Below are 16,292 nucleotides of genomic sequence, written 5' to 3'. Positions count from 1 at the left end.
GCAAATTTCGCCATTGACCGTGGGCGCAACACCCGTGCGTGTCAATGGCGAATTTTGCCATTGCGATGCGTAGTGCGCATCAGTGCGCATCAGTGCGCAGTGCGCACTTGCTGGAGGGTTAGCAGAGGTTAGCAAATGAACTGCAAACAACCCGTTGGAAAACCGCGCGAAACCGCCGTTTTACAGCCTGCAAATCCCGGCATTTGTTAGCAGCCGGAGTGCGCAACGCAGGGACAAAGTGCGCACCTCAAATTCATTCGGAGGGGAAAAAACTCTGAATGGGGGAAGGCGCGGTCCCCCGGTCGGCCGCCTCCCAGACTTTCGACCGCCCCCCTCGGGTCAGCCGGCGGCAGCCTGCCCAGACACTTCGAGCCTTGCCCGGCGCTCGGCTTCGGAGCGCGACAGCCCGCCATCGAATTCGAGGATGGCGGCCCGTTCCTCGAAGGCGTCGAGCAGGTCTTGAGACCGTTCAGCGTGTCGGAGTGCCCAGTTTTCAGAGGTTACCGGGGTTACTGGGGTTACCGTGTTGATTTCATAAGGGAGATTTCGGTAACCCCGCTCGAAATGCTCGGGGTTACCGGGGTTACTGGCCGGGGTTACTGGCACCGCAGCCCACCGTGCGAACAGGTCACGCATCGTCGTCACCACCCGCCAGGGCGGCAGGCGTGAAGTGGTAGAGCTTCAACGGCCCGACGTTCGGCACCTTGACCGGTTTGGACGATTTCCCGTTGCCGGCCGGCGCCAGCATCCCCGCCTTGACCAACTCGGCCGCCAGTTCCTTGGAGTTGAAGCCCTTGGCCATCTCCTTGAAGCCTTCAGCCATGGCGTAAAATTCCCATTGGCCCAGCGCGTCTTTGCGGCGGAATCCCACGCGATTGATGGTGCGGGACTCCACTGGCTGACCGGTGGCGTCGGTCTCCCAGGCCGGTTCAAAGCGGCTCATGCCGTGGGCTTCGAGGAAGCCGCGAACCTGCGCAATTCCTGCGGTCACTTCGGCCGGGCCCTTGCCGCCCCGCGCGTTGATCCAGGCGGTGAAGCATGCCGCAGCGGCGCGGCTGGCCTCACCGTCCGGCCAAGGCAGCACGCCCATGGTGGCGGCCAACTCACCCGCGGCGGCGATCAGGGCGAAGCGGCCGGCGGCCCGCTGGACCTGACCATCGGCACCGGCTGGCAGATGCTCGGCCTTCCATCGGTCGCCACCGGCCCGGACGGCGGTGGACAACTCGTCGAGGTCGCTGGCGGTGATCCGCTCGAGGAAGGCATGGGCGGCGTGCCCGCGGTGCGTCTCGGTGGCCAGCCGCAGCCGGCGGGAAAAGGCGTCGCCGTCGATGGATCCATGCAAGGCCTCGAACGCCCCCAGCCCAGCGCCGGCATCGGCCGGAATGTCGAGGATGCGGATTTCCTGCCCGGCCCGCGTCCTGCGGCCAGCTTCCGCCACCTTCTCCGCCAAGCCGATCTCGCCGGTGGACACGAACACCATCCGCCACGTCATGACCGGCCGGGCGCTGGTGTCCTTCGCCATGCGGGCTTTGCCGGCGCCGTTGGAGAGCATGTATCCCATGGCATCGGCTGCCCGGCCGTCCGCCTGTCCCAGCTCATCCAGGCACAGCAGCGCATCGTTCGCCGCGCGGGCCAGCGCCTCGGCAGCGTTGTCGGTGGCCCGCCAATTGTAGACCGGGCAGCCCCAGGCGGACGCGGCGACATTGAGCATGCTCGACTTGCCGATGGACGACGCACCGCGGAAGTGCAGCCCGCCGGACTCGGCATTCAGCAGGTAGAGCAGCGGGCCGGCAAAGGCGGCAGACAAGGCGAAGGCAAGCCGGCTGTTTCCGATGGCCAGCGCCGCAACCTCGTCCTGCCAGCCTTCCAGGGTACCGCGCGGCTTGGTGTCTGCCGCTGCTGTGACACCCTGCAGAATTACAGGGTCGCTCTGGGTGTCCCCATAGGTCCGGGTCGCCGACACATAGACCCGGCCATGCCAGCCGGTGCGATCGACACAGGTTGCATAGGTTTCTGCCCGCACATTGGCGAGGTAGACCATGAGCATGTCGCGCGCCTTCCGGCCCGGCGCGACGAACAGTCCCCCATCGAGGAAGACACGGCGGAACTCGGTCCCGTCGCCGGCCAGGATGGACCGGGGCATTGCCCATTCGTGGCGCCTCCCGTCCGGATCCTTCCACGCCAGCAGCACGCCCCAGCTTCCGCCGGTGGAGTCGCGCGTCTCGGCCACCACCTCGAACGGCCCGGACAGTAGCGTATCGCCCGTGTCGGGGTCGCGGTGATACAGGCCATAGTCGCGCATGACGAAGGCGAGCATTTCCGGCGGCATTCCGCGGCGCTGGCCGGCGGGGGCCTTGGGCGGTGGCTCCCACGGCCCGGCAGCCTCGATCATGGCGCGCAACGTCTCCACCGTGACACCAGCCGGCGGTTCGTCGGCAAGGTCCCATCCGGGCGGCCAGTCTGCGGGCACCTTCACTACCCGGACGCTGGCGGCTCCTGCCTTCGTCGCCAGCTCGGCGACGGCTTGGGCGAAAGAGGCGCCCGGTTCGTCATGGTCAGGCCAGATCACCACCTCACGCCCCTTCACCGGGGACCAGTCGGTTTTATGCGGGGACTTGGCGCCGTGCATCGGCGTGGTGGTAATGCGCTCGGGGAGCAGCTCGGCGGCGGCATCGGCAGCCTTCTCGCCCTCGGTGACGATCACCAGGGCGTCGGGGCGGGCGATCAGCTCGGGCAGCTTGTAGAGCGGTCGCGGATCGGGAATTCCCTTCGAGCGCCAACCGCGCTTGCCGTTGCCCAGGTCGCAGAAGGTCAGCGGCAACACGTCCTTGGCCGCAGTGCCGTCGCTGGCGGTGAAGTCGAAGCGCGCCGCATAGCCCAGCAGTCGGCCGGCGGCATCACGGTATGGCCATGTCCGGGACGGTTCACCATACTTGGGATGCTTGAACCGTAGCTGTGGGGCGTTGTCTGGCACCGGCAGGATCGGCACCTTGTCGGCGCCCTTCGCCAAGCCGGTCGCTCGGCTGGCCTTCACCTCGTCGGGCGTCAACGGCGTGAACATGCTGGTATTGTCATCTGGCATCATCTCATTCCCAGCATGTCGGCAAGATTTCGGGCGGCCTCGGCTTGGGTGGAGCCGGTCAGGAAGGCAGCCAGGGACACGACGTCGCCGCCGCGGTCGCCGGTGGCGAAGTCGCTCCACTTGCCCGTGGTCAGGTTCACCTTGAAGGAGCCGGGCTTATCGTCCGCACGGCGCGGGTTGAGCGCTACCCACTCCACACCGGCCCGGCAGCCGTCCGGGAGCCAGCGCGCCACCAGCACCGGCAACACGGCCAGCGCGGCGGCGTTGATCCTCTCGAAGTCGAGACGGGCGCGCATGGTCAGCCACCCCACGGATCATGCGGCTTGGTGACCGGTGCCCAGCTGTAGCGAAGAAAGCCGTGCAGCCGGTCGGCTTGGTCGCCCTCCGGCAGGAAGCCGACCAGCCTCATCACCGGCCGGCCGTCGCTTCCCGCCTCGGTCAACAATGCCCAGGCGGCCAACCGCTGGCGGATCGGGCGTCCACCGGCTACGCGCAGGGTGTCGACATACTCAGCGAACCAGCCGATAGCGGGGATGATCTGCGCCCCGGTAATCTGCGCCCCGGTAGGTAGGGAGGCGGAAGCGTTGGGCATGGCTCAGCCTCCCGTGTTGCTGGCCACCCGCGCCAGGAATTCGGCAGGTGAATCGGTGATGATTCTGCGGCGCCCGACGGTGACGAAGCGGATGAGACCGTCCCCCATCAGCTCGTATGCCTTGGACCGGCCAATGCCGGCGCCATAGCAGAACTCGGGCACCGAATAGCCCGCCTTCTCAATGCGGGGCGGCTCCGGGGCTGGTTGCTTGTGATCCACCTTGGCCATGGTGTGTCCCTCCCGGTCGATCAGGCCGACTCGATTCGTCCATCAGCCAGGGCGGCCAAGCGGTCCACCTCATCGGCCGGGATCAGCCACGCGCGACCGACCTTGGTCCCCCTCAGCTTGCTGTCTCGGACCAGATTGCGGACGGTAGGGCGCGGCAACCCGGTTTCGGTCGAGAACTCGGCAATGGTCATGAACCGCTTGGCCATAAGAGCCTCCATGGAAAAATAGCGTTCGTTACGTCTATATGCGTAACAACGCCCGAAGGGGCTTGCAACGAATAAAGCGCGAACGATACGATACCAACCGTAATGAACGAGGTGGGTCGTAATGGACGCTTTAAGCTGGAGGCGCCCGATCCTGGGGGCGGTGGTGGACCGTGATGGCAACGTGCAGGTGATCGACAATATCCAGGCCAGCTACACCCCGCAGGACATACCGGCGGTATGGCGTCGAGTTGCCGACACTCCGCTGGACGTTGCGGCCCTTGCCACACGTTGGGGGCCGACCGAGCAATGGGGCGAAGATCAAAGCTTCTGGCAGGCGCTGCATATAGAGCTTTCGGAGGTTGCTGCCCTATGGTCCCAAAAAGATCAGGCTGGCCGGGAAGTGTTGACGAATGGTCTTGAGGCCGATCCGATCAAACGCAGGGTGCATGACCATCTTTCCAAGATGCGGAACAACGGTTATTTCGAAGTCGGTCAAGCTGGTCTGCTTCTGAATGTTCGTGCCACCCGTCTTGCAGCAGAGCTGATGTACAGTGCGGCGCAATCGCTGGCGGAAGGAACGAAGTACAAGCGTTGCAGCGAGTGCGGCCAATACTTCGAAGCCAATCGGGCCGATGCGGTCTTCTGTTCCCCCGCTTGCCGGATGGCAGCCCATCGGAAGGGATGACAATCCGGCGCGCGAGAAGGCTGCAACTCACTGCCCCGCGAGGGGCTTCATGAAATCGCGCAGAAGCGCCACGGCGGTTTCCTGCGCCTCCACATGATCGCCATGGCCCATGCCGGCAACGTCATGCGCCAGCAGCTCCAGCACGGCCATCGCATCGGCCGGCGTCTTGGGCGGTGTGGTGAACACGGCGCGTCGTATGTCGCACGCTTCCACTACCAGATGATCCGGCAGGTTGTCGGGGCCAGCCATGGTGGCGGCCGCATGCTCATCGAACAGGCTGAGCACCATGGCGCTGGCGGCGGTGAAGGTTTGGTCCAGCGATGGGATGATGGACGAGGCACCCGGCGCGCTGGTCGGTCTCGCCGCCATGCGGGCGATGCGTTCCGCCGGCCCGTCGATGGAGTCGATCATGTTCCACAGCATATTGGCGTGGGGATCTTCGTTTAGCACCATCTGCAGGTTCGGCGTCATGTCCTCTTCGAAGATGATGACGTCCCAGGCGTCGTCTATGTCGATGTGCTTGGTCAGCAGGTAGCGGAGCTGGCGGACAAGCCCCCTCATAGACTTCGGCCGAAGCTCCTCGAGGCGAAGCCCGATGTTGAAGGCGATTTCCTCGTACAGCCTTTCCTCGCCATCCGGGGCGCACTGGTAGGCCGTCACGGCGTTGACATAGGTGTCCCAGGCGAACAGCAACTCGGCGTCGGGATCGGAACCCGGCCCGGTGCCGCGCTTGGGAAGGTGATTGATGCAACCGGGCAAGGCATAGGCGTTCGCGCCCGCGGGCGCGTTGATCGGGGTCGTCATTGCGGTATTGCTCCAGTTAAGAGTGGCTGGCCGACGGCGGGCAAGGTTCGGGCGTGGCGAGAAATGCTCGCGTTGGGTAACCCTTGCATTGCGTCGGAAACGATTAAGTGATAGCTTTCCTATCACTGCCGTATGTCGGTGTCAACAAACAGATGACATGATCGAAATATGATCACCGGAGCACAGATCAGGGGCGCGCGCGGTATGCTGGGCATCAGCGCCGACGAGTTGGCGACTTCAGCCAAGCTGGGGGTTGCCACAGTGCGGCGTGCTGAGAAGCACAACGATGCACCCCCCATCACGGCAGCGAACCTTGCCGCGATCCAGACAGCCCTGGAAGCGGCCGGCGTCGAGTTCATCCCTGAAAATGGCGGTGGAGCTGGTGTGCGTTTAAGAAAGGAATGAAAATGCGGATGACAAAAAAGACTCTCCTAATACTCTTTCTGAACTCTGTTGTTGATGGAGGAAAATATCAACATATAACCACTGAGGAAATGAAGGACGCCATTATTAATTCTGGAGTTAAATATCTACTAAAGAGCAAGATTGGTGATGACATAGATCTGAGTATATATAGCGATGATGATTGGAGCGAATTCCACAAAGAATGGTTGCCGATCGTCGAGGTTGTTAGTGAAAGTAGAAAATTCGGCGTGCGGAATAGTGGGCTTTGCCTGTTGATTGCCTATGTTAACGAAACAATACAGCAGCATTTTTCACAACAGGGATAAGAGCGAAGCCCGCCCGGTTCGTACCGTGGCGGGCTTCGTCGTTCCGGAGCGCCGGTAACCCCCGACTGGTAACCCCGGTAACCCCGCTCGAAATGCTCGGGGTTACCGAAATCAATCCTTTGAAATCAATGCAGTAACCCCGGTAACCCCGGTAACCCTGGAAATCAGGCATCACCTGCACGTTTCCGCTTCTTCGCGGTCGACAACGGCACCACGTTGGCCTTGGCTCCCTGGCAGAAGTCGGCCCACAGTGTCATCAGCACGCGCCGCTTCTCCAGCAGGTCGCCGCGCCGATAGGCGGCCTCCACCTTGTTCTTGATGGTGTGGGCCAGCGCCATTTCCGCCACGTCGCTGGGGGTGTTCGTCGTCTCGGCCGTCCAGTCGCGAAAGGCGGAGCGGAAGCCATGGGCGGTGGCCTCCACCTTCATCCGGCGCAGCACCATGGTCAGGGTCATGTCCGACATGGGCTTGCCGGGCTTGCTGCCTTCGAACACCAGGGCGTCGAGGTCGTCGGGCTTGCGAGCCAGCTTGCGGGCTTCCTCCAGCAGCTCCAGGGCGCGCGGCGCCAGCGGCACCACATGCGGCTTGCCGGCCTTCATTCGCTCGGCCGGGATCGTCCATAGCTTGGCCGCAGTGTCGATCTCCCGCCATACGGCGCCGCGCATCTCCCCCGACCGCACCGCGGTCAGGATCAGGAACTCCATCGCCAGCTTGACCACAGGGCCGGTCTGGTCGGTCACCCGCAGCTTGGTCAGGAAGGCCGGCACGTCGTCATAGGGCAGAGCGGCGAAATGCTCGGCTGTGTCCTTCTGCTTCGGCAGCCCCTTGACCACGGACCGCACCGGGTTCTCGCCGTCCCGGAAGTTCTTGGTTGCAGCCCAGTCCAGCACCGTCCCGATCCGCTGGCGCACCCGGCGGGCCGTCTCGGGCTTCTCCAACCAGATCGGCAAGAGCACGTCCCGTACCTCGGGCATGCCGATCCTGTCCACTGTCATGGTGCCGATGACCGGGAAGGCATAGGTTTCCAGAGTGGTGAACCACTGATCAGCGTGCTTTCCGTTCTTCCACGCGTCCTTGTGCTCGGTGTGGCAGGTGCGAGCGGCGGTCTCGAAGGTCGGCACGACGCGCATAGCCTTCTGACGCTCGGCCAGGGGATCGCCGCCGGCCCGGGCCACCTTGCGCATGGCTGTCGCGGTATCCCGCGCCTCGGCCAGCGACACCAGGGACGTGGCCCCCAAGCCGATGTCCCGCCGTCTCCCCTGCACCATGATCCGGAGAAGCCAGCGCCGGGCGCCCGACTCGTCCACCTCCAGATACAGCCCGTTGCCGTCCGCATGCCGGCCGGGCTTGGCGTTGCGCACTGCAACCGCGGTCAGGGCCTTTTCGGGATGCCTCCCGGTTCGCTTGGTCATTTCGAATCCCTGCCAATCCTACCCCACACCTCACCCCACATTCTGTTTCGGGTGCAGGCGGATGGCAATGGACAAGCGTGGACGCTGGCGGAAAATATCTCCGGTCAAATCAATGGCTTACCGAATATTAGCGGACGCTGGCGGACACCAGCAAACGCCTTGTTCTGAAGACACCTCTTCCGCCACCTTGGCACCCGCGCCGCTTCGCCGCGCTTCGAAAATACCAACGAAATCAACGCTCCCGACTAAATGGGAAATCCGCTGCGGCTCGCCGTTGACCGCCGGAATCCGCGTTCCGATGATGGGTCCGTTAGTGGGTAGCGGTCCCGCCCATCATGCCGACAGGCTTTGGACACCCGCACCCATCATCCGGCACCCATCAACGGGGCCTGCTGATTCGGAGCGTAGGAATGCCACGAAAGGCCGCTGGGCTCACAGCTCGGAAGGTTGAGACTATCAAGACGCCTGGGCTGTTCGCCGACGGGAACGGCCTGTACCTGCAGGTGACCGCATCGGGCGCCCGGTCCTGGATCTACCGCTTTGCCATGAGTGGCCGGCGCCGCGACATGGGGCTCGGCAGCGCCATCGTGGTCAGCTTGGCTCAGGCCCGAGATAAGGCGATTGAGGCCAAGAAGCTGGTGGCGGCCGGCGTCGATCCATTGGAGGCCCGCAAGGCGCAAGCGGCCGCTCAGGTGCAGGAAACCGCGAAGGCCGCGACCTTCAAGGAATGCGCGGTCGACTACATCGCCTCCATGAAGGCTGGCTGGAAGAACGCCAAGCACGGCGCTCAATGGATTGCGACACTGGAGACCTATGCCTTCCCGACGCTGGGTGCCTTGCCTGTTGCGGCCATCGACACGCCCCTCGTCCTGCAGGTGCTGCAACCGATCTGGACCACGAAGACCGAGACGGCGAGCCGGCTCCGGGGGAGAATCGAATCAGTGCTCGATTTCGCGAAGGTGACCGGTCTGCGCAGCGGCGAGAACCCTGCCCGCTGGAAAGGGCACCTGGATCTGATCCTTCCCGCGAAGGCGGCGGTGGCCAAGGTCGAGCACCATGCGAGCGTGCCCTATTCGGACATGCCGGCCCTTTGGCCACGCCTCCAGGTCCAGGACGGCGCCAGCGCGCGGGCGCTGGAGTTCACGATCCTCACCGCGGCGCGGACGGGCGAGGCGCTGGGCGCCAAATGGTCGGAGATCGACCTTGGCGCCCGCACCTGGACCATTCCAGGGGAGCGAATGAAGGCGGGCGTCACCCACCGCGTTCCGCTGACGGATCCCGCACTGGCGCTGCTGAAGAAGATGGCGGCGATCCAGCGAGGGGAGTTCGTTTTCGAGGGGATGACGACCGGGAAGCCGTTGTCCAACATGTCGATGGCGATGGTTCTGCGCCGCATGAAGGTGGACGCGACGCCGCACGGGTTCCGCTCTACCTTTCGCACTTGGGCAGCTGAATGCACGTCGACGCCGCATGAAGTGGCCGAAGCGGCACTCGCGCACACCCAGGGCGACAAGGTGGTCGCCGCCTACCAGCGTGGCGATCTGTTCGAGAAGCGGCGGGCGTTGATGGAAGGGTGGGCCGCTTTTCTCTCCGGATGATGTGCCGGTTCTGAAGCGGTCAGGTGGGAGGGCGCGGCGGCCCTCCCGTGGCAAAGGTCAGGCGGGCCGGCTTCCTCTTCGCTCGATATACGCCTCTACCTCACTTCGATAATTCAGCTTGTCGGCAGCGGTGAGCATCATGGCAGGATCGCTGGTCACCATCCCCCGCATCAACTGCCGGATGGCGATGCGCACGGGTGGAGGCGCCGCTTGGAGGTCTGCAGCGAACTCGGCCATGTCGGCATCGATCATTCTCGACGTAATCGGTGCCGTGGTGGGCAAGGCGGCAACAGCTACACCCGCCGCAGTGCCGACCAGCATAGATCGACGGTCGATCATGCCGCACCTCCGCGATTGTATCTTTCAGGGTGTGCATGGATGGTAGCTTGCACCGGCTCCCGCAGTCCGAGTGAGTCAGCTTCATCCAGCATCCTGTCCACGTCTTTGTTCACCATTGCCCAGGCCAGCCGAGCGAAAGACGCCTGATCCTCTGAAGGAAGCTCGCCGAACATCTTCATGATTTCATCGCGCATGGGATGTAGAGGAAGCGATATATTGATCTCGCTTAAATTCAGCGGGCGCCGTGTTGGCGTCGACACGCCACCAGAAGCATGATGCGCAGCAGACAATATCGGGGTATGCTCGGAAACAGCCATTTCCGGGTTCTCCAGCTCGCGTTGTGGTCCGGCCGGGCGGGTGGGCCAACACCTGCCCGGCCTTTGCGCGCTCGTGGATAGTGACGAGCGTGATCCTTTTGGTATAATGCCATCGATTGCCCAATGCAATCGAGTTGGATAACAAATTATACGAAAGGTATCACGTCATGCTGACGGCGCCGCAGGTCCGGGCCGCTCGCGCGCTCCTAGGATGGAGCCAAACTGAACTTTCCACGGCGAGCGGCATATCGGTACCCACCATAAAACGGATGGAGGGGGCCATCGGTCCTGGTCGAAGCGCAGCCGACAATGTGCAGGCGATCCGTGCCGCTTTGGAAGCAGCAGGGGTCATTTTCATCGATGACGACGATGAAGGGCCGGGTGTGCGGCTGAAGAAGGTATCTCTCTGAAGCAATCCGACGACAGGGTGCTGCCTGCCTTTCGCCCGGCCAATTTCAGTCGGCGACTCTATTTTGGAACTTCCCTACGCCGCAGAGCGTCAGGAAAGGTCGCCCCTTTGGCAGCACAAGATCGGCGAATGAGCGGCGTCCGGACGATCCGTCGGGAAAGTTCGGGGGCAGGGCGCCGTAGGGAAGTTCCAATCCGCTTTCAGGCCGTTGCTTTTCTGGACGGCTTTAAACAAGCTGGGCTTGGTGGCGGCGTACTGTAAGAGATGCCGGGTAGCCTTCGGGTCCGTGGGGCGTGTCTCTCTCCCCGGCCGCCATCACCCGAACTTTCCTGCTGGAATACGCTGACGGTTTCTTGACTATGGCTTGACCTGTGCCGCTCCTCGCGCTTTCCTCGATGGCGCGCTGGCGCAAATTGCTGCGATGCCGGATAACCTTCGGGTCCGCTGGGGTGCTTCGCTCCCAGGCCAGTGCGTTTTCTCACCCGAACTTTCCCGACGCTCGGTTGACATCGTCTTCCTGCCGGCGTGATCCTGAAGCCGGATCGGAGCACAACCTGGTTGCCGAGTCACCTTCGGGTCTGTGAGGTGAAGACCAGTCCCTCCCGATCTGGCGATCTCCGCGTTCCAGTTAATGGGGGTTGATCTACCATGGGCACATATCTCCTATTCAGACTTGCTGATTTGATATAACGTCTTTAGCGTGCGGCACGTGCTGCAATTATTTTCTTTTCGGCCGGAGAAGATTATGGATAAGAGACTGGAATATCTTAATGCGTGGAGGCGCTATAAGGCTGCCATCTCGGCGCTTGAAGATATTAAAACGAAACTCAAGGGAGCTTCTGAGTATGTCGAACGGATCAGGCCGAATGTTTCTATAAGTTCTGGAGATACAGTATTTCGGCAGTGGCCTGATGAAAGTAAGCTCTCCAAAACCGTTAAGGATTATTACGACTCTGTGGCGGACTTGGTGCAGATTTGGAGTGAGTTGCCGCACGATTTGCAAGATGGACTCCAGAGTCCGCCACGGTAATGGGTGGTTTTACTGAGATTGCGCCCAGGTAACTAGGCAGCTGTTCGGGCCTATCCGCTCGAGATCAACGATTGTAGGCGAACTGCGGTCCATCTGCGGGCCGATTGGCCGGTTAAGAATCGTTACAGCGTAAGAGCTTGGCCCAAACCTCATCCTCCCGGGTAGGGGGCGCCAGCTGCCCCCGTAGGGGGCACGTCGTTCCCCCCGGAACGTGCTGCCCCCCTACCGTGCCTCCAGCTTGGCGCCGGCATCCGCGGCAGCCCGGCGCCAAGTTGCGGCGCGGTGGAAGCGCAATTCAGCGTGCTGATCGAGGAACCGGACAACGTAAACGGGGATGCGGCGCCTTCCGGAGAGCCAGAGGCTGACCGCCGCTGGCGAGCGTCCGACCATCCGGGCCAGATCGGCCGGCCGCAGATTCAACTCGGCGAGCCGGGCGCGGAGACCCGCCGGGGTGATGGGGTCAGCCTTCATTCGGGGTGCTCCACGAATCGATGTGTCCCTCCACCTTGGCCCGGGCGTTGAGATAGCCCGCCGTCCCGCGTGCCGGCCATGGGCCGCTGACAGATGCCGTGGCCAGCGTCAGGAATGGACCACCCGTCCCGGCCAGCCGCGACAGGCGGGCCAGCAACTCGCCAGCGGACTCGGCAAGCTCGACCGGCCGTGCCGGACCTTCAGCAACCGGAGCGAAGGCGTCGATCCGGATCGTGAGCGGTTGGCGCTGGTAGACGCGCCCGCTATCGCCCCACCCCTTCGCTTCCGACGTTCCGCCTTCCACCTTCACCATGACGAAGGGGCGCGGCGGGTTCGGTTCGGGGAAGGGGTCCCCGGAGAACACGAGGTCTGTTTCGGTCCAGCCCTGCCGGATCCGGTCGACAATCTGGCCCATGGCCCATGCATAGCCCGCCATGATCAGATCCCCGCCAGAATGCGCCAGACCGCGCCGGCGCCATCGAGTTGCGCGCTCTTCACGGTGAGGGTCCGCCCTCCGATCAGGATCGTCGCGCCGGGCCTGGGCTCGTCAGGCAGGGTCTGTGCCAGCACGTTCACGAAGACATCAGCGGAGCCGATCAGCGTACCGGTCAGCCGCGCAACCTCGACCGCCTCAATCCAGGCCAGGATCGGCGTATCGGTGGAGCGCGCCAGCGGTACCACCGCGCCGGCGGCGATAGGTGCGGTTAGCGGGGGCGCGAAGGTGACGGTAATCGTGCTGTCGACCACAGGCGCTGGCACGGTGACGGCCTTGATGGTCGGCCCGCCCACGGTGAAGGTGTCCCCCGCCATGACGCCGTCCATCCCGGAAGGAGGGGTGATCCGCAGCGAGGTGGCGCCGGCCGCTGCGGGTGCCGCGGCCTTTCCCTGGAACGTCGCCACGACGCGGTAGGTGGCGGGCGCGGCTAGCGGGCGCATGGTGGCGGCGATCCGTCCGGACAAGTCGGTGAGAAGCGGCGATGTCATGGCGTCGGCTCCAGGATGTCCGCCAATTCTCCGGCCACGAAGTCGTCGGCTGTTTCGGCGAATGCGAAGCTGTTCTTTTCCCAGTCGTCACGCTTTCGCAGCTTTGACCGCAGGCCGGCGATGCGGTTATCAGCCAATGTGCGAAGCCGTCGGCGGGCGTTGCGGGGCGCTCTCGATTCGGCGGAGGTGACGCGCTCCAGTGCCGCTTTGTGTGCCGCCAGCAGGGCGTCCGTCTTGGCTCTGATTTCGGCCCGTTCCGCCCGCGTGCTGTCCCGGCACCAGAAGCGCTCCTCCAATGGCCGCAATTCGGTCTCAAATCGCTCGATTTCGGCCGCATAGGCGTCCAGCATGGCGTCGATGGGCGTTGTCATGCCGCCACCTTCTGCGTTGAAATATCCGCGGCGAAAGCTTCGTTCGGATCGCCAAAGAGTTCCCGATGCCGCTCGTAATCCGGATAGAAACTGCCGATGCGTTGGGCGATGGTGGTGCTGGTGACCGACGTCAACGTCATGACGCCACCGATGCAGAAATTCCACCCGGCTGTCTGACTCAGCTTCCACTGCGCCAGGGTCAGACGTTGCGCCAGATCATCGGTGTAGCCTGTCGGGACACGCGCCATGATGCCCGTCCCAAGATCAGGGCTGAGGTGCCAACCTGCTTCAAGCTCGTTCACCGTAACCTGACGCGTTTCAGGAGCCACAACACCTTGGACCGCAAACAGCCTCTGGCGAGCGGCTGAGTACCCCGCGATGGTGATTTCGTGCCCATCTTCGTTAATGACGCCGCTGGCCTCATATTCGGCCAGGATCAGATGAAGGTTGCCAACATAATCGTCAAATCTGGCGATGTCAGAAAACAGTTCACGGTGCATTCGCGCGATCTTGACCTGCCCACGACAGGCAATGGCGGCGATGCTGTCGCCAATGACATCGCATTTTGTTTTGCACAATGCCACCGGCCTTTCGCCATTGTAGACCAGGGTGTCGGACAGTATGTTGATTGCCTGTTCGGACACGTGAACATTGACGACGGTCATTCCAACACCTCCAGAACGGTGGTCATTGCCTCATCAGATTTGAGGAACTCGGCAGGAAACTCTTGGACAGGGGTCACCGCGTCTGCGTGCTCCTTGGCCTGCGACGCGATGTTGTAGGCACTGGCAAGATCGTGGAGCCGTTGCGCCAGCTCGAAGTTGCCTTGCGCTTCGGCGGCCTGTGCGGCGGCAATTGCAGGCGCGGTAGCGCGGTAGACGTCGACTTGGCGTTGGGCTTCCTGCTGAGCTGCGCCGCTGATGCCGACCGCGTGGGCGACACGCAATTGCAATTCGGCCATTCGGGCAAGGTCGGTCGCCTGCTTCGCCAAATCAGCGGCTGCTGCTCCGGCAGCGGCCCGAACGTTGGCTTCGGTCAGTTCCTTGATGTTCACGGCCGCGTTGCTGGCGGCGGCTGCTATAGCGTCGTTGGCGGCCTTCTGGCGGATCGCAGCGGCTTCCGAGATGCCGTATGCTTTCGCGAGGTCGAGGTTTCCTTGGGCGGACAGCGCCAGATTGCGGAGTTCATCACCGTAGGAAGCCGCCATCTGCAGCATCACCTCGCGACGCCGCAGGATGCGGATCCTCTCGGCCTCCACTCCTTCAAGGTGGTGCTCTCGAATCTCGTCCTCGGCTCGCATCTGGGCTGCGGCGAATGCGCGTTCGACGGCATTCCCCTTCAGGGCTTCCGACAGACGGTCGACCGCATGGGACTGGGCATCTACATATTCTCTGGCCTTCTGCTGCTGCGCGATCCAGGCCGTCGTATCGCCTGAGATGTCATTTGCGGAACGGTGCGCCGGCACATTTGCGGGCGTATCGGTAGGTGCGGTTGGTGCCGTTGCTGCTTTTGCACCGGCCGTCCGCTTATTGATTTCGTCTAACCGCTTTTCCAATGCGGCGATGTCATTGCGTGCTCGTTCGATCTCCAGCGTCACGGTTGCCGGGTCGCCGGACTTATCAGCCATTATGCTGTCCAGGCGAGATTGCGCCTCCGTGATCCGGCGCTGAAGCGCCGTGGCATCCTCCTCACTGAACAGTCTGTCGGCGATGTATGAGCCGATGATCGTCCCGCCGGGCGACGCCACGTATGCACCCACCTTCGCAATCTTCCCGAACCCCTCCAGGGTCGGGTTCTGGAGGAAATCGGCCATCGCCTTGAAGCCATCAGACAGCGCGACCGTGACGCCGATCGTGATGGTCGAACCGGCCGCGGCGTCAACCAGTCGGTCGAACTGGACGCCCAACTCGTGCATTGCGGTCGCCGCAGGCGACATACTGTCCTTGCGAAGCCCGTCGAAGCGGCGGTGCAGGGCCTCGAGCGTGACTGCAAGGGCTTCCGCTTGCCGGCCGTGTTCGGACATTGCCCGGATCGCGGCCACCTCTGTTGGCGTGAGGAAGCCGATGGCCTCCTGCAACTTCATGATGGCTGGATAGCCCTCCGTCGCGATCTTCGCCAGATCCTTGACCGTTCCATCGACCGACTGGCCCAGGCCCGCCGCCATGTCGCTGCCCAGCTTGGCGAACTCACGCGCGAGCGCTGCCGTGATCCCGCGCGTCGAGGCCAGCACACCGGCCGTCGCAGATGCCTCGTCCTTGCCGGCTCCGCCAGCATAGAGATCCTTCGCGATCCCGCGCAGTTGTTCGGCGCTGGTCTGTGCCTCGGTGCCGAATGCCTTGGTTGTGACGCTCAGGCTACGGAGCTGCCCTTCTATGGACGCGGCCCGGATGCCAATGAGCGCGATACCACCAACCAGTGCGGCGGCACCGGTCACCGCGAGTCCCATGGGTGAGGTGATCAGCGCCAGGGCACGGCCGACACCACCAACGGCGCCGGTCGCCTGGGGGCCCTGCTGCATGAGCACCAGGAACGGAGATTGACCACCGGTCAACTGCACCGCCGCGTCCTGGAGCTGATAGCTCAGGTTGGTCACCTCGTGCGCTGCGAGCTTGGTGGATTTTGCAGCGTTCTCGTTTGCAGCAACGAGCTTGGGCGCGGATTCGGCGGCCCCAACATACCGCTCCTTGAGCTTCGCGACGGCTGCGGCGTGCTGTTCGGCGGTGATGCGGCCGGCTGCCAGGGCGGCGTCGGCTTGCCCGCTGACCCGGGTGAACCTTTCCATGGCCGCGGTAGTTCCGGGAATGGAGCGCTCCAAGCTTTTCCACTCACGATCGGTTTCCCGCAGTCGGGTCGTGGTCGTCGAGGCGCTGGCGGCGACCGCCTGTTGCTGGCGATCCAGCGCCTCGAACTGCTTGGCCGCAATCTCGGTTGCAGAACCGGCCCCCTGTATCAGGGTGTTGTACTTCTCGACCGCCGAAAGCCCGCTCATTCGGACTTCGAGTTCGGCCAGAGTGACTTTTGACCCGGCCATGA

At 63.4% G+C, this 16,292-nt stretch carries 22 protein-coding genes; 6 read left to right on the top strand and 16 right to left on the bottom strand.

All coding sequences use genetic code 11. The annotated features are described in order from the left end of the window. Positions 1–339 precede the first annotated feature (339 nt). Genes CRT60_RS36475 through CRT60_RS16470 form a run of 6 tightly spaced genes read right to left on the bottom strand, consistent with a single transcriptional unit; the run spans position 340 to position 4,108 of the window. Positions 340–636 carry a hypothetical protein gene (locus CRT60_RS36475; RefSeq protein ID WP_143273291.1) on the bottom strand — a complete coding sequence of 99 codons (297 nt, stop codon included), beginning with the start codon at positions 634–636 and terminating at the stop codon, positions 340–342. Then, positions 629–3,085 carry a DUF927 domain-containing protein gene (locus tag CRT60_RS16490; protein ID WP_098737606.1) on the bottom strand — a complete coding sequence of 819 codons (2,457 nt, stop codon included), beginning with the start codon at positions 3,083–3,085 and terminating at the stop codon, positions 629–631. Before CRT60_RS16490 ends, CRT60_RS36475 begins: the two co-directional genes overlap by 8 nt. Continuing rightward, entirely contained in the window at positions 3,082–3,378 is a 297-nt protein-coding gene (locus tag CRT60_RS16485; RefSeq protein WP_098737605.1) for a hypothetical protein, read from the bottom strand. Before CRT60_RS16485 ends, CRT60_RS16490 begins: the two co-directional genes overlap by 4 nt. A 2-nt stretch (positions 3,379–3,380) precedes the next feature. Continuing rightward, positions 3,381–3,674 carry a hypothetical protein gene (locus CRT60_RS16480; protein WP_098737604.1) on the bottom strand — a complete coding sequence of 98 codons (294 nt, stop codon included), beginning with the start codon at positions 3,672–3,674 and terminating at the stop codon, positions 3,381–3,383. 3 nt (positions 3,675–3,677) lie between these two features. Continuing rightward, on the bottom strand, positions 3,678–3,902 hold the full coding sequence (locus tag CRT60_RS16475) for a hypothetical protein (protein ID WP_098737603.1): 225 nt from the start codon (positions 3,900–3,902) through the stop codon (positions 3,678–3,680). A 20-nt stretch (positions 3,903–3,922) separates the two neighbouring features. Then, positions 3,923–4,108, bottom strand: coding sequence for a helix-turn-helix domain-containing protein (locus CRT60_RS16470; RefSeq protein WP_161958067.1), 186 nt, complete (start codon positions 4,106–4,108; stop codon positions 3,923–3,925). Positions 4,109–4,229: 121 nt separating this feature from the next. Between CRT60_RS16470 and CRT60_RS35720 the strand changes: the two genes are divergently transcribed. After that, positions 4,230–4,793: a hypothetical protein gene (locus tag CRT60_RS35720; RefSeq protein ID WP_161958066.1), complete on the top strand. Its 564-nt coding sequence runs from the start codon at positions 4,230–4,232 to the stop codon at positions 4,791–4,793. 27 nt (positions 4,794–4,820) lie between these two features. On the opposite strand, the gene CRT60_RS16465 is transcribed toward CRT60_RS35720, so the two are convergent. Further along, positions 4,821–5,597 (bottom strand): hypothetical protein, encoded by a 777-nt coding sequence (locus tag CRT60_RS16465; RefSeq protein WP_098737601.1) that lies wholly within the window; start codon positions 5,595–5,597, stop codon positions 4,821–4,823. A gap of 168 nt (positions 5,598–5,765) precedes the next feature. Here CRT60_RS16465 and CRT60_RS16460 point away from each other — a divergent pair, with 168 nt between their 5' ends. Both CRT60_RS16460 and CRT60_RS35715 read left to right on the top strand, forming a co-directional pair. After that, positions 5,766–6,002 (top strand): transcriptional regulator, encoded by a 237-nt coding sequence (locus tag CRT60_RS16460; protein WP_098737600.1) that lies wholly within the window; start codon positions 5,766–5,768, stop codon positions 6,000–6,002. An 8-nt stretch (positions 6,003–6,010) separates the two neighbouring features. Beyond that, positions 6,011–6,328, top strand: a complete 318-nt coding sequence (locus CRT60_RS35715) for a hypothetical protein (protein ID WP_143273287.1) — start codon at positions 6,011–6,013, stop codon at positions 6,326–6,328. Between the two features lie 164 nt (positions 6,329–6,492). On the opposite strand, the gene CRT60_RS16455 is transcribed toward CRT60_RS35715, so the two are convergent. Continuing rightward, positions 6,493–7,740: a tyrosine-type recombinase/integrase gene (locus CRT60_RS16455; RefSeq protein WP_098737599.1), complete on the bottom strand. Its 1,248-nt coding sequence runs from the start codon at positions 7,738–7,740 to the stop codon at positions 6,493–6,495. Between the two features lie 410 nt (positions 7,741–8,150). On the opposite strand from CRT60_RS16455, the gene CRT60_RS16450 reads away from it, so the two are divergent. After that, on the top strand, positions 8,151–9,338 hold the full coding sequence (locus CRT60_RS16450; RefSeq protein ID WP_098737598.1) for a tyrosine-type recombinase/integrase: 1,188 nt from the start codon (positions 8,151–8,153) through the stop codon (positions 9,336–9,338). Between the two features lie 57 nt (positions 9,339–9,395). On the opposite strand, the gene CRT60_RS16445 is transcribed toward CRT60_RS16450, so the two are convergent. Then, positions 9,396–9,677, bottom strand: coding sequence for a hypothetical protein (locus CRT60_RS16445; RefSeq protein WP_098737597.1), 282 nt, complete (start codon positions 9,675–9,677; stop codon positions 9,396–9,398). Beyond that, the gene (locus tag CRT60_RS35710) at positions 9,674–9,994 is read right to left on the bottom strand and encodes a hypothetical protein (protein WP_143273285.1); all 321 of its coding nucleotides are present in this window, start codon (positions 9,992–9,994) and stop codon (positions 9,674–9,676) included. Before CRT60_RS35710 ends, CRT60_RS16445 begins: the two co-directional genes overlap by 4 nt. A gap of 167 nt (positions 9,995–10,161) precedes the next feature. On the opposite strand from CRT60_RS35710, the gene CRT60_RS16440 reads away from it, so the two are divergent. Further along, complete coding sequence (locus CRT60_RS16440) at positions 10,162–10,404, top strand: helix-turn-helix domain-containing protein (protein WP_098737596.1); 243 nt, start codon at positions 10,162–10,164, stop codon at positions 10,402–10,404. 744 nt (positions 10,405–11,148) lie between these two features. Then, the gene (locus CRT60_RS35705) at positions 11,149–11,433 is read left to right on the top strand and encodes a hypothetical protein (RefSeq protein ID WP_143273283.1); all 285 of its coding nucleotides are present in this window, start codon (positions 11,149–11,151) and stop codon (positions 11,431–11,433) included. A 222-nt stretch (positions 11,434–11,655) separates the two neighbouring features. On the opposite strand, the gene CRT60_RS16435 is transcribed toward CRT60_RS35705, so the two are convergent. The 6 genes from CRT60_RS16435 to CRT60_RS16410 are packed head-to-tail and all read right to left on the bottom strand — an operon-like array spanning position 11,656 to position 16,290. After that, on the bottom strand, positions 11,656–11,904 hold the full coding sequence (locus tag CRT60_RS16435) for a hypothetical protein (RefSeq protein WP_098737595.1): 249 nt from the start codon (positions 11,902–11,904) through the stop codon (positions 11,656–11,658). Further along, positions 11,894–12,340, bottom strand: a complete 447-nt coding sequence (locus CRT60_RS16430; RefSeq protein ID WP_098737594.1) for a hypothetical protein — start codon at positions 12,338–12,340, stop codon at positions 11,894–11,896. The genes CRT60_RS16435 and CRT60_RS16430 overlap by 11 nt, the downstream gene beginning before the upstream one ends. 2 nt (positions 12,341–12,342) lie before the next feature. After that, on the bottom strand, positions 12,343–12,888 hold the full coding sequence (locus CRT60_RS16425; protein WP_098737593.1) for a head-tail joining protein: 546 nt from the start codon (positions 12,886–12,888) through the stop codon (positions 12,343–12,345). Beyond that, on the bottom strand, positions 12,885–13,259 hold the full coding sequence (locus tag CRT60_RS16420) for a hypothetical protein (RefSeq protein WP_098737592.1): 375 nt from the start codon (positions 13,257–13,259) through the stop codon (positions 12,885–12,887). The genes CRT60_RS16425 and CRT60_RS16420 overlap by 4 nt, the downstream gene beginning before the upstream one ends. Next, the gene (locus tag CRT60_RS16415; RefSeq protein WP_098737591.1) at positions 13,256–13,924 is read right to left on the bottom strand and encodes a hypothetical protein; all 669 of its coding nucleotides are present in this window, start codon (positions 13,922–13,924) and stop codon (positions 13,256–13,258) included. The genes CRT60_RS16420 and CRT60_RS16415 overlap by 4 nt, the downstream gene beginning before the upstream one ends. After that, complete coding sequence (locus CRT60_RS16410; RefSeq protein WP_098737590.1) at positions 13,921–16,290, bottom strand: phage tail length tape measure family protein; 2,370 nt, start codon at positions 16,288–16,290, stop codon at positions 13,921–13,923. The genes CRT60_RS16415 and CRT60_RS16410 overlap by 4 nt, the downstream gene beginning before the upstream one ends. Positions 16,291–16,292 lie beyond the last annotated feature (2 nt).

Origin of the sequence: Azospirillum palustre (genome assembly GCF_002573965.1) — a bacterium.
GTDB lineage: Bacteria > Pseudomonadota > Alphaproteobacteria > Azospirillales > Azospirillaceae > Azospirillum > Azospirillum palustre.
This window is presented reverse-complemented; position numbering and strand designations above follow the sequence as displayed.

Bases quoted from the DNA above. Each gene is read 5' to 3' on its own strand.
- CRT60_RS36475 (WP_143273291.1), bottom strand. From the start codon at position 636: ATGCGTGACCTGTTCGCACGGTGGGCTGCGGTGCCAGTAACCCCGGCC.
- CRT60_RS16490 (WP_098737606.1), bottom strand. From the start codon at position 3,085: ATGATGCCAGATGACAATACCAGCATGTTCACGCCGTTGACGCCCGAC.
- CRT60_RS16485 (WP_098737605.1), bottom strand. From the start codon at position 3,378: ATGCGCGCCCGTCTCGACTTCGAGAGGATCAACGCCGCCGCGCTGGCC.
- CRT60_RS16480 (WP_098737604.1), bottom strand. From the start codon at position 3,674: ATGCCCAACGCTTCCGCCTCCCTACCTACCGGGGCGCAGATTACCGGG.
- CRT60_RS16475 (WP_098737603.1), bottom strand. From the start codon at position 3,902: ATGGCCAAGGTGGATCACAAGCAACCAGCCCCGGAGCCGCCCCGCATT.
- CRT60_RS16470 (WP_161958067.1), bottom strand. From the start codon at position 4,108: ATGGCCAAGCGGTTCATGACCATTGCCGAGTTCTCGACCGAAACCGGG.
- CRT60_RS35720 (WP_161958066.1), top strand. From the start codon at position 4,230: ATGGACGCTTTAAGCTGGAGGCGCCCGATCCTGGGGGCGGTGGTGGAC.
- CRT60_RS16465 (WP_098737601.1), bottom strand. From the start codon at position 5,597: ATGACGACCCCGATCAACGCGCCCGCGGGCGCGAACGCCTATGCCTTG.
- CRT60_RS16460 (WP_098737600.1), top strand. From the start codon at position 5,766: ATGATCACCGGAGCACAGATCAGGGGCGCGCGCGGTATGCTGGGCATC.
- CRT60_RS35715 (WP_143273287.1), top strand. From the start codon at position 6,011: ATGACAAAAAAGACTCTCCTAATACTCTTTCTGAACTCTGTTGTTGAT.
- CRT60_RS16455 (WP_098737599.1), bottom strand. From the start codon at position 7,740: ATGACCAAGCGAACCGGGAGGCATCCCGAAAAGGCCCTGACCGCGGTT.
- CRT60_RS16450 (WP_098737598.1), top strand. From the start codon at position 8,151: ATGCCACGAAAGGCCGCTGGGCTCACAGCTCGGAAGGTTGAGACTATC.
- CRT60_RS16445 (WP_098737597.1), bottom strand. From the start codon at position 9,677: ATGATCGACCGTCGATCTATGCTGGTCGGCACTGCGGCGGGTGTAGCT.
- CRT60_RS35710 (WP_143273285.1), bottom strand. From the start codon at position 9,994: ATGGCTGTTTCCGAGCATACCCCGATATTGTCTGCTGCGCATCATGCT.
- CRT60_RS16440 (WP_098737596.1), top strand. From the start codon at position 10,162: ATGCTGACGGCGCCGCAGGTCCGGGCCGCTCGCGCGCTCCTAGGATGG.
- CRT60_RS35705 (WP_143273283.1), top strand. From the start codon at position 11,149: ATGGATAAGAGACTGGAATATCTTAATGCGTGGAGGCGCTATAAGGCT.
- CRT60_RS16435 (WP_098737595.1), bottom strand. From the start codon at position 11,904: ATGAAGGCTGACCCCATCACCCCGGCGGGTCTCCGCGCCCGGCTCGCC.
- CRT60_RS16430 (WP_098737594.1), bottom strand. From the start codon at position 12,340: ATGGCGGGCTATGCATGGGCCATGGGCCAGATTGTCGACCGGATCCGG.
- CRT60_RS16425 (WP_098737593.1), bottom strand. From the start codon at position 12,888: ATGACATCGCCGCTTCTCACCGACTTGTCCGGACGGATCGCCGCCACC.
- CRT60_RS16420 (WP_098737592.1), bottom strand. From the start codon at position 13,259: ATGACAACGCCCATCGACGCCATGCTGGACGCCTATGCGGCCGAAATC.
- CRT60_RS16415 (WP_098737591.1), bottom strand. From the start codon at position 13,924: ATGACCGTCGTCAATGTTCACGTGTCCGAACAGGCAATCAACATACTG.
- CRT60_RS16410 (WP_098737590.1), bottom strand. From the start codon at position 16,290: ATGGCCGGGTCAAAAGTCACTCTGGCCGAACTCGAAGTCCGAATGAGC.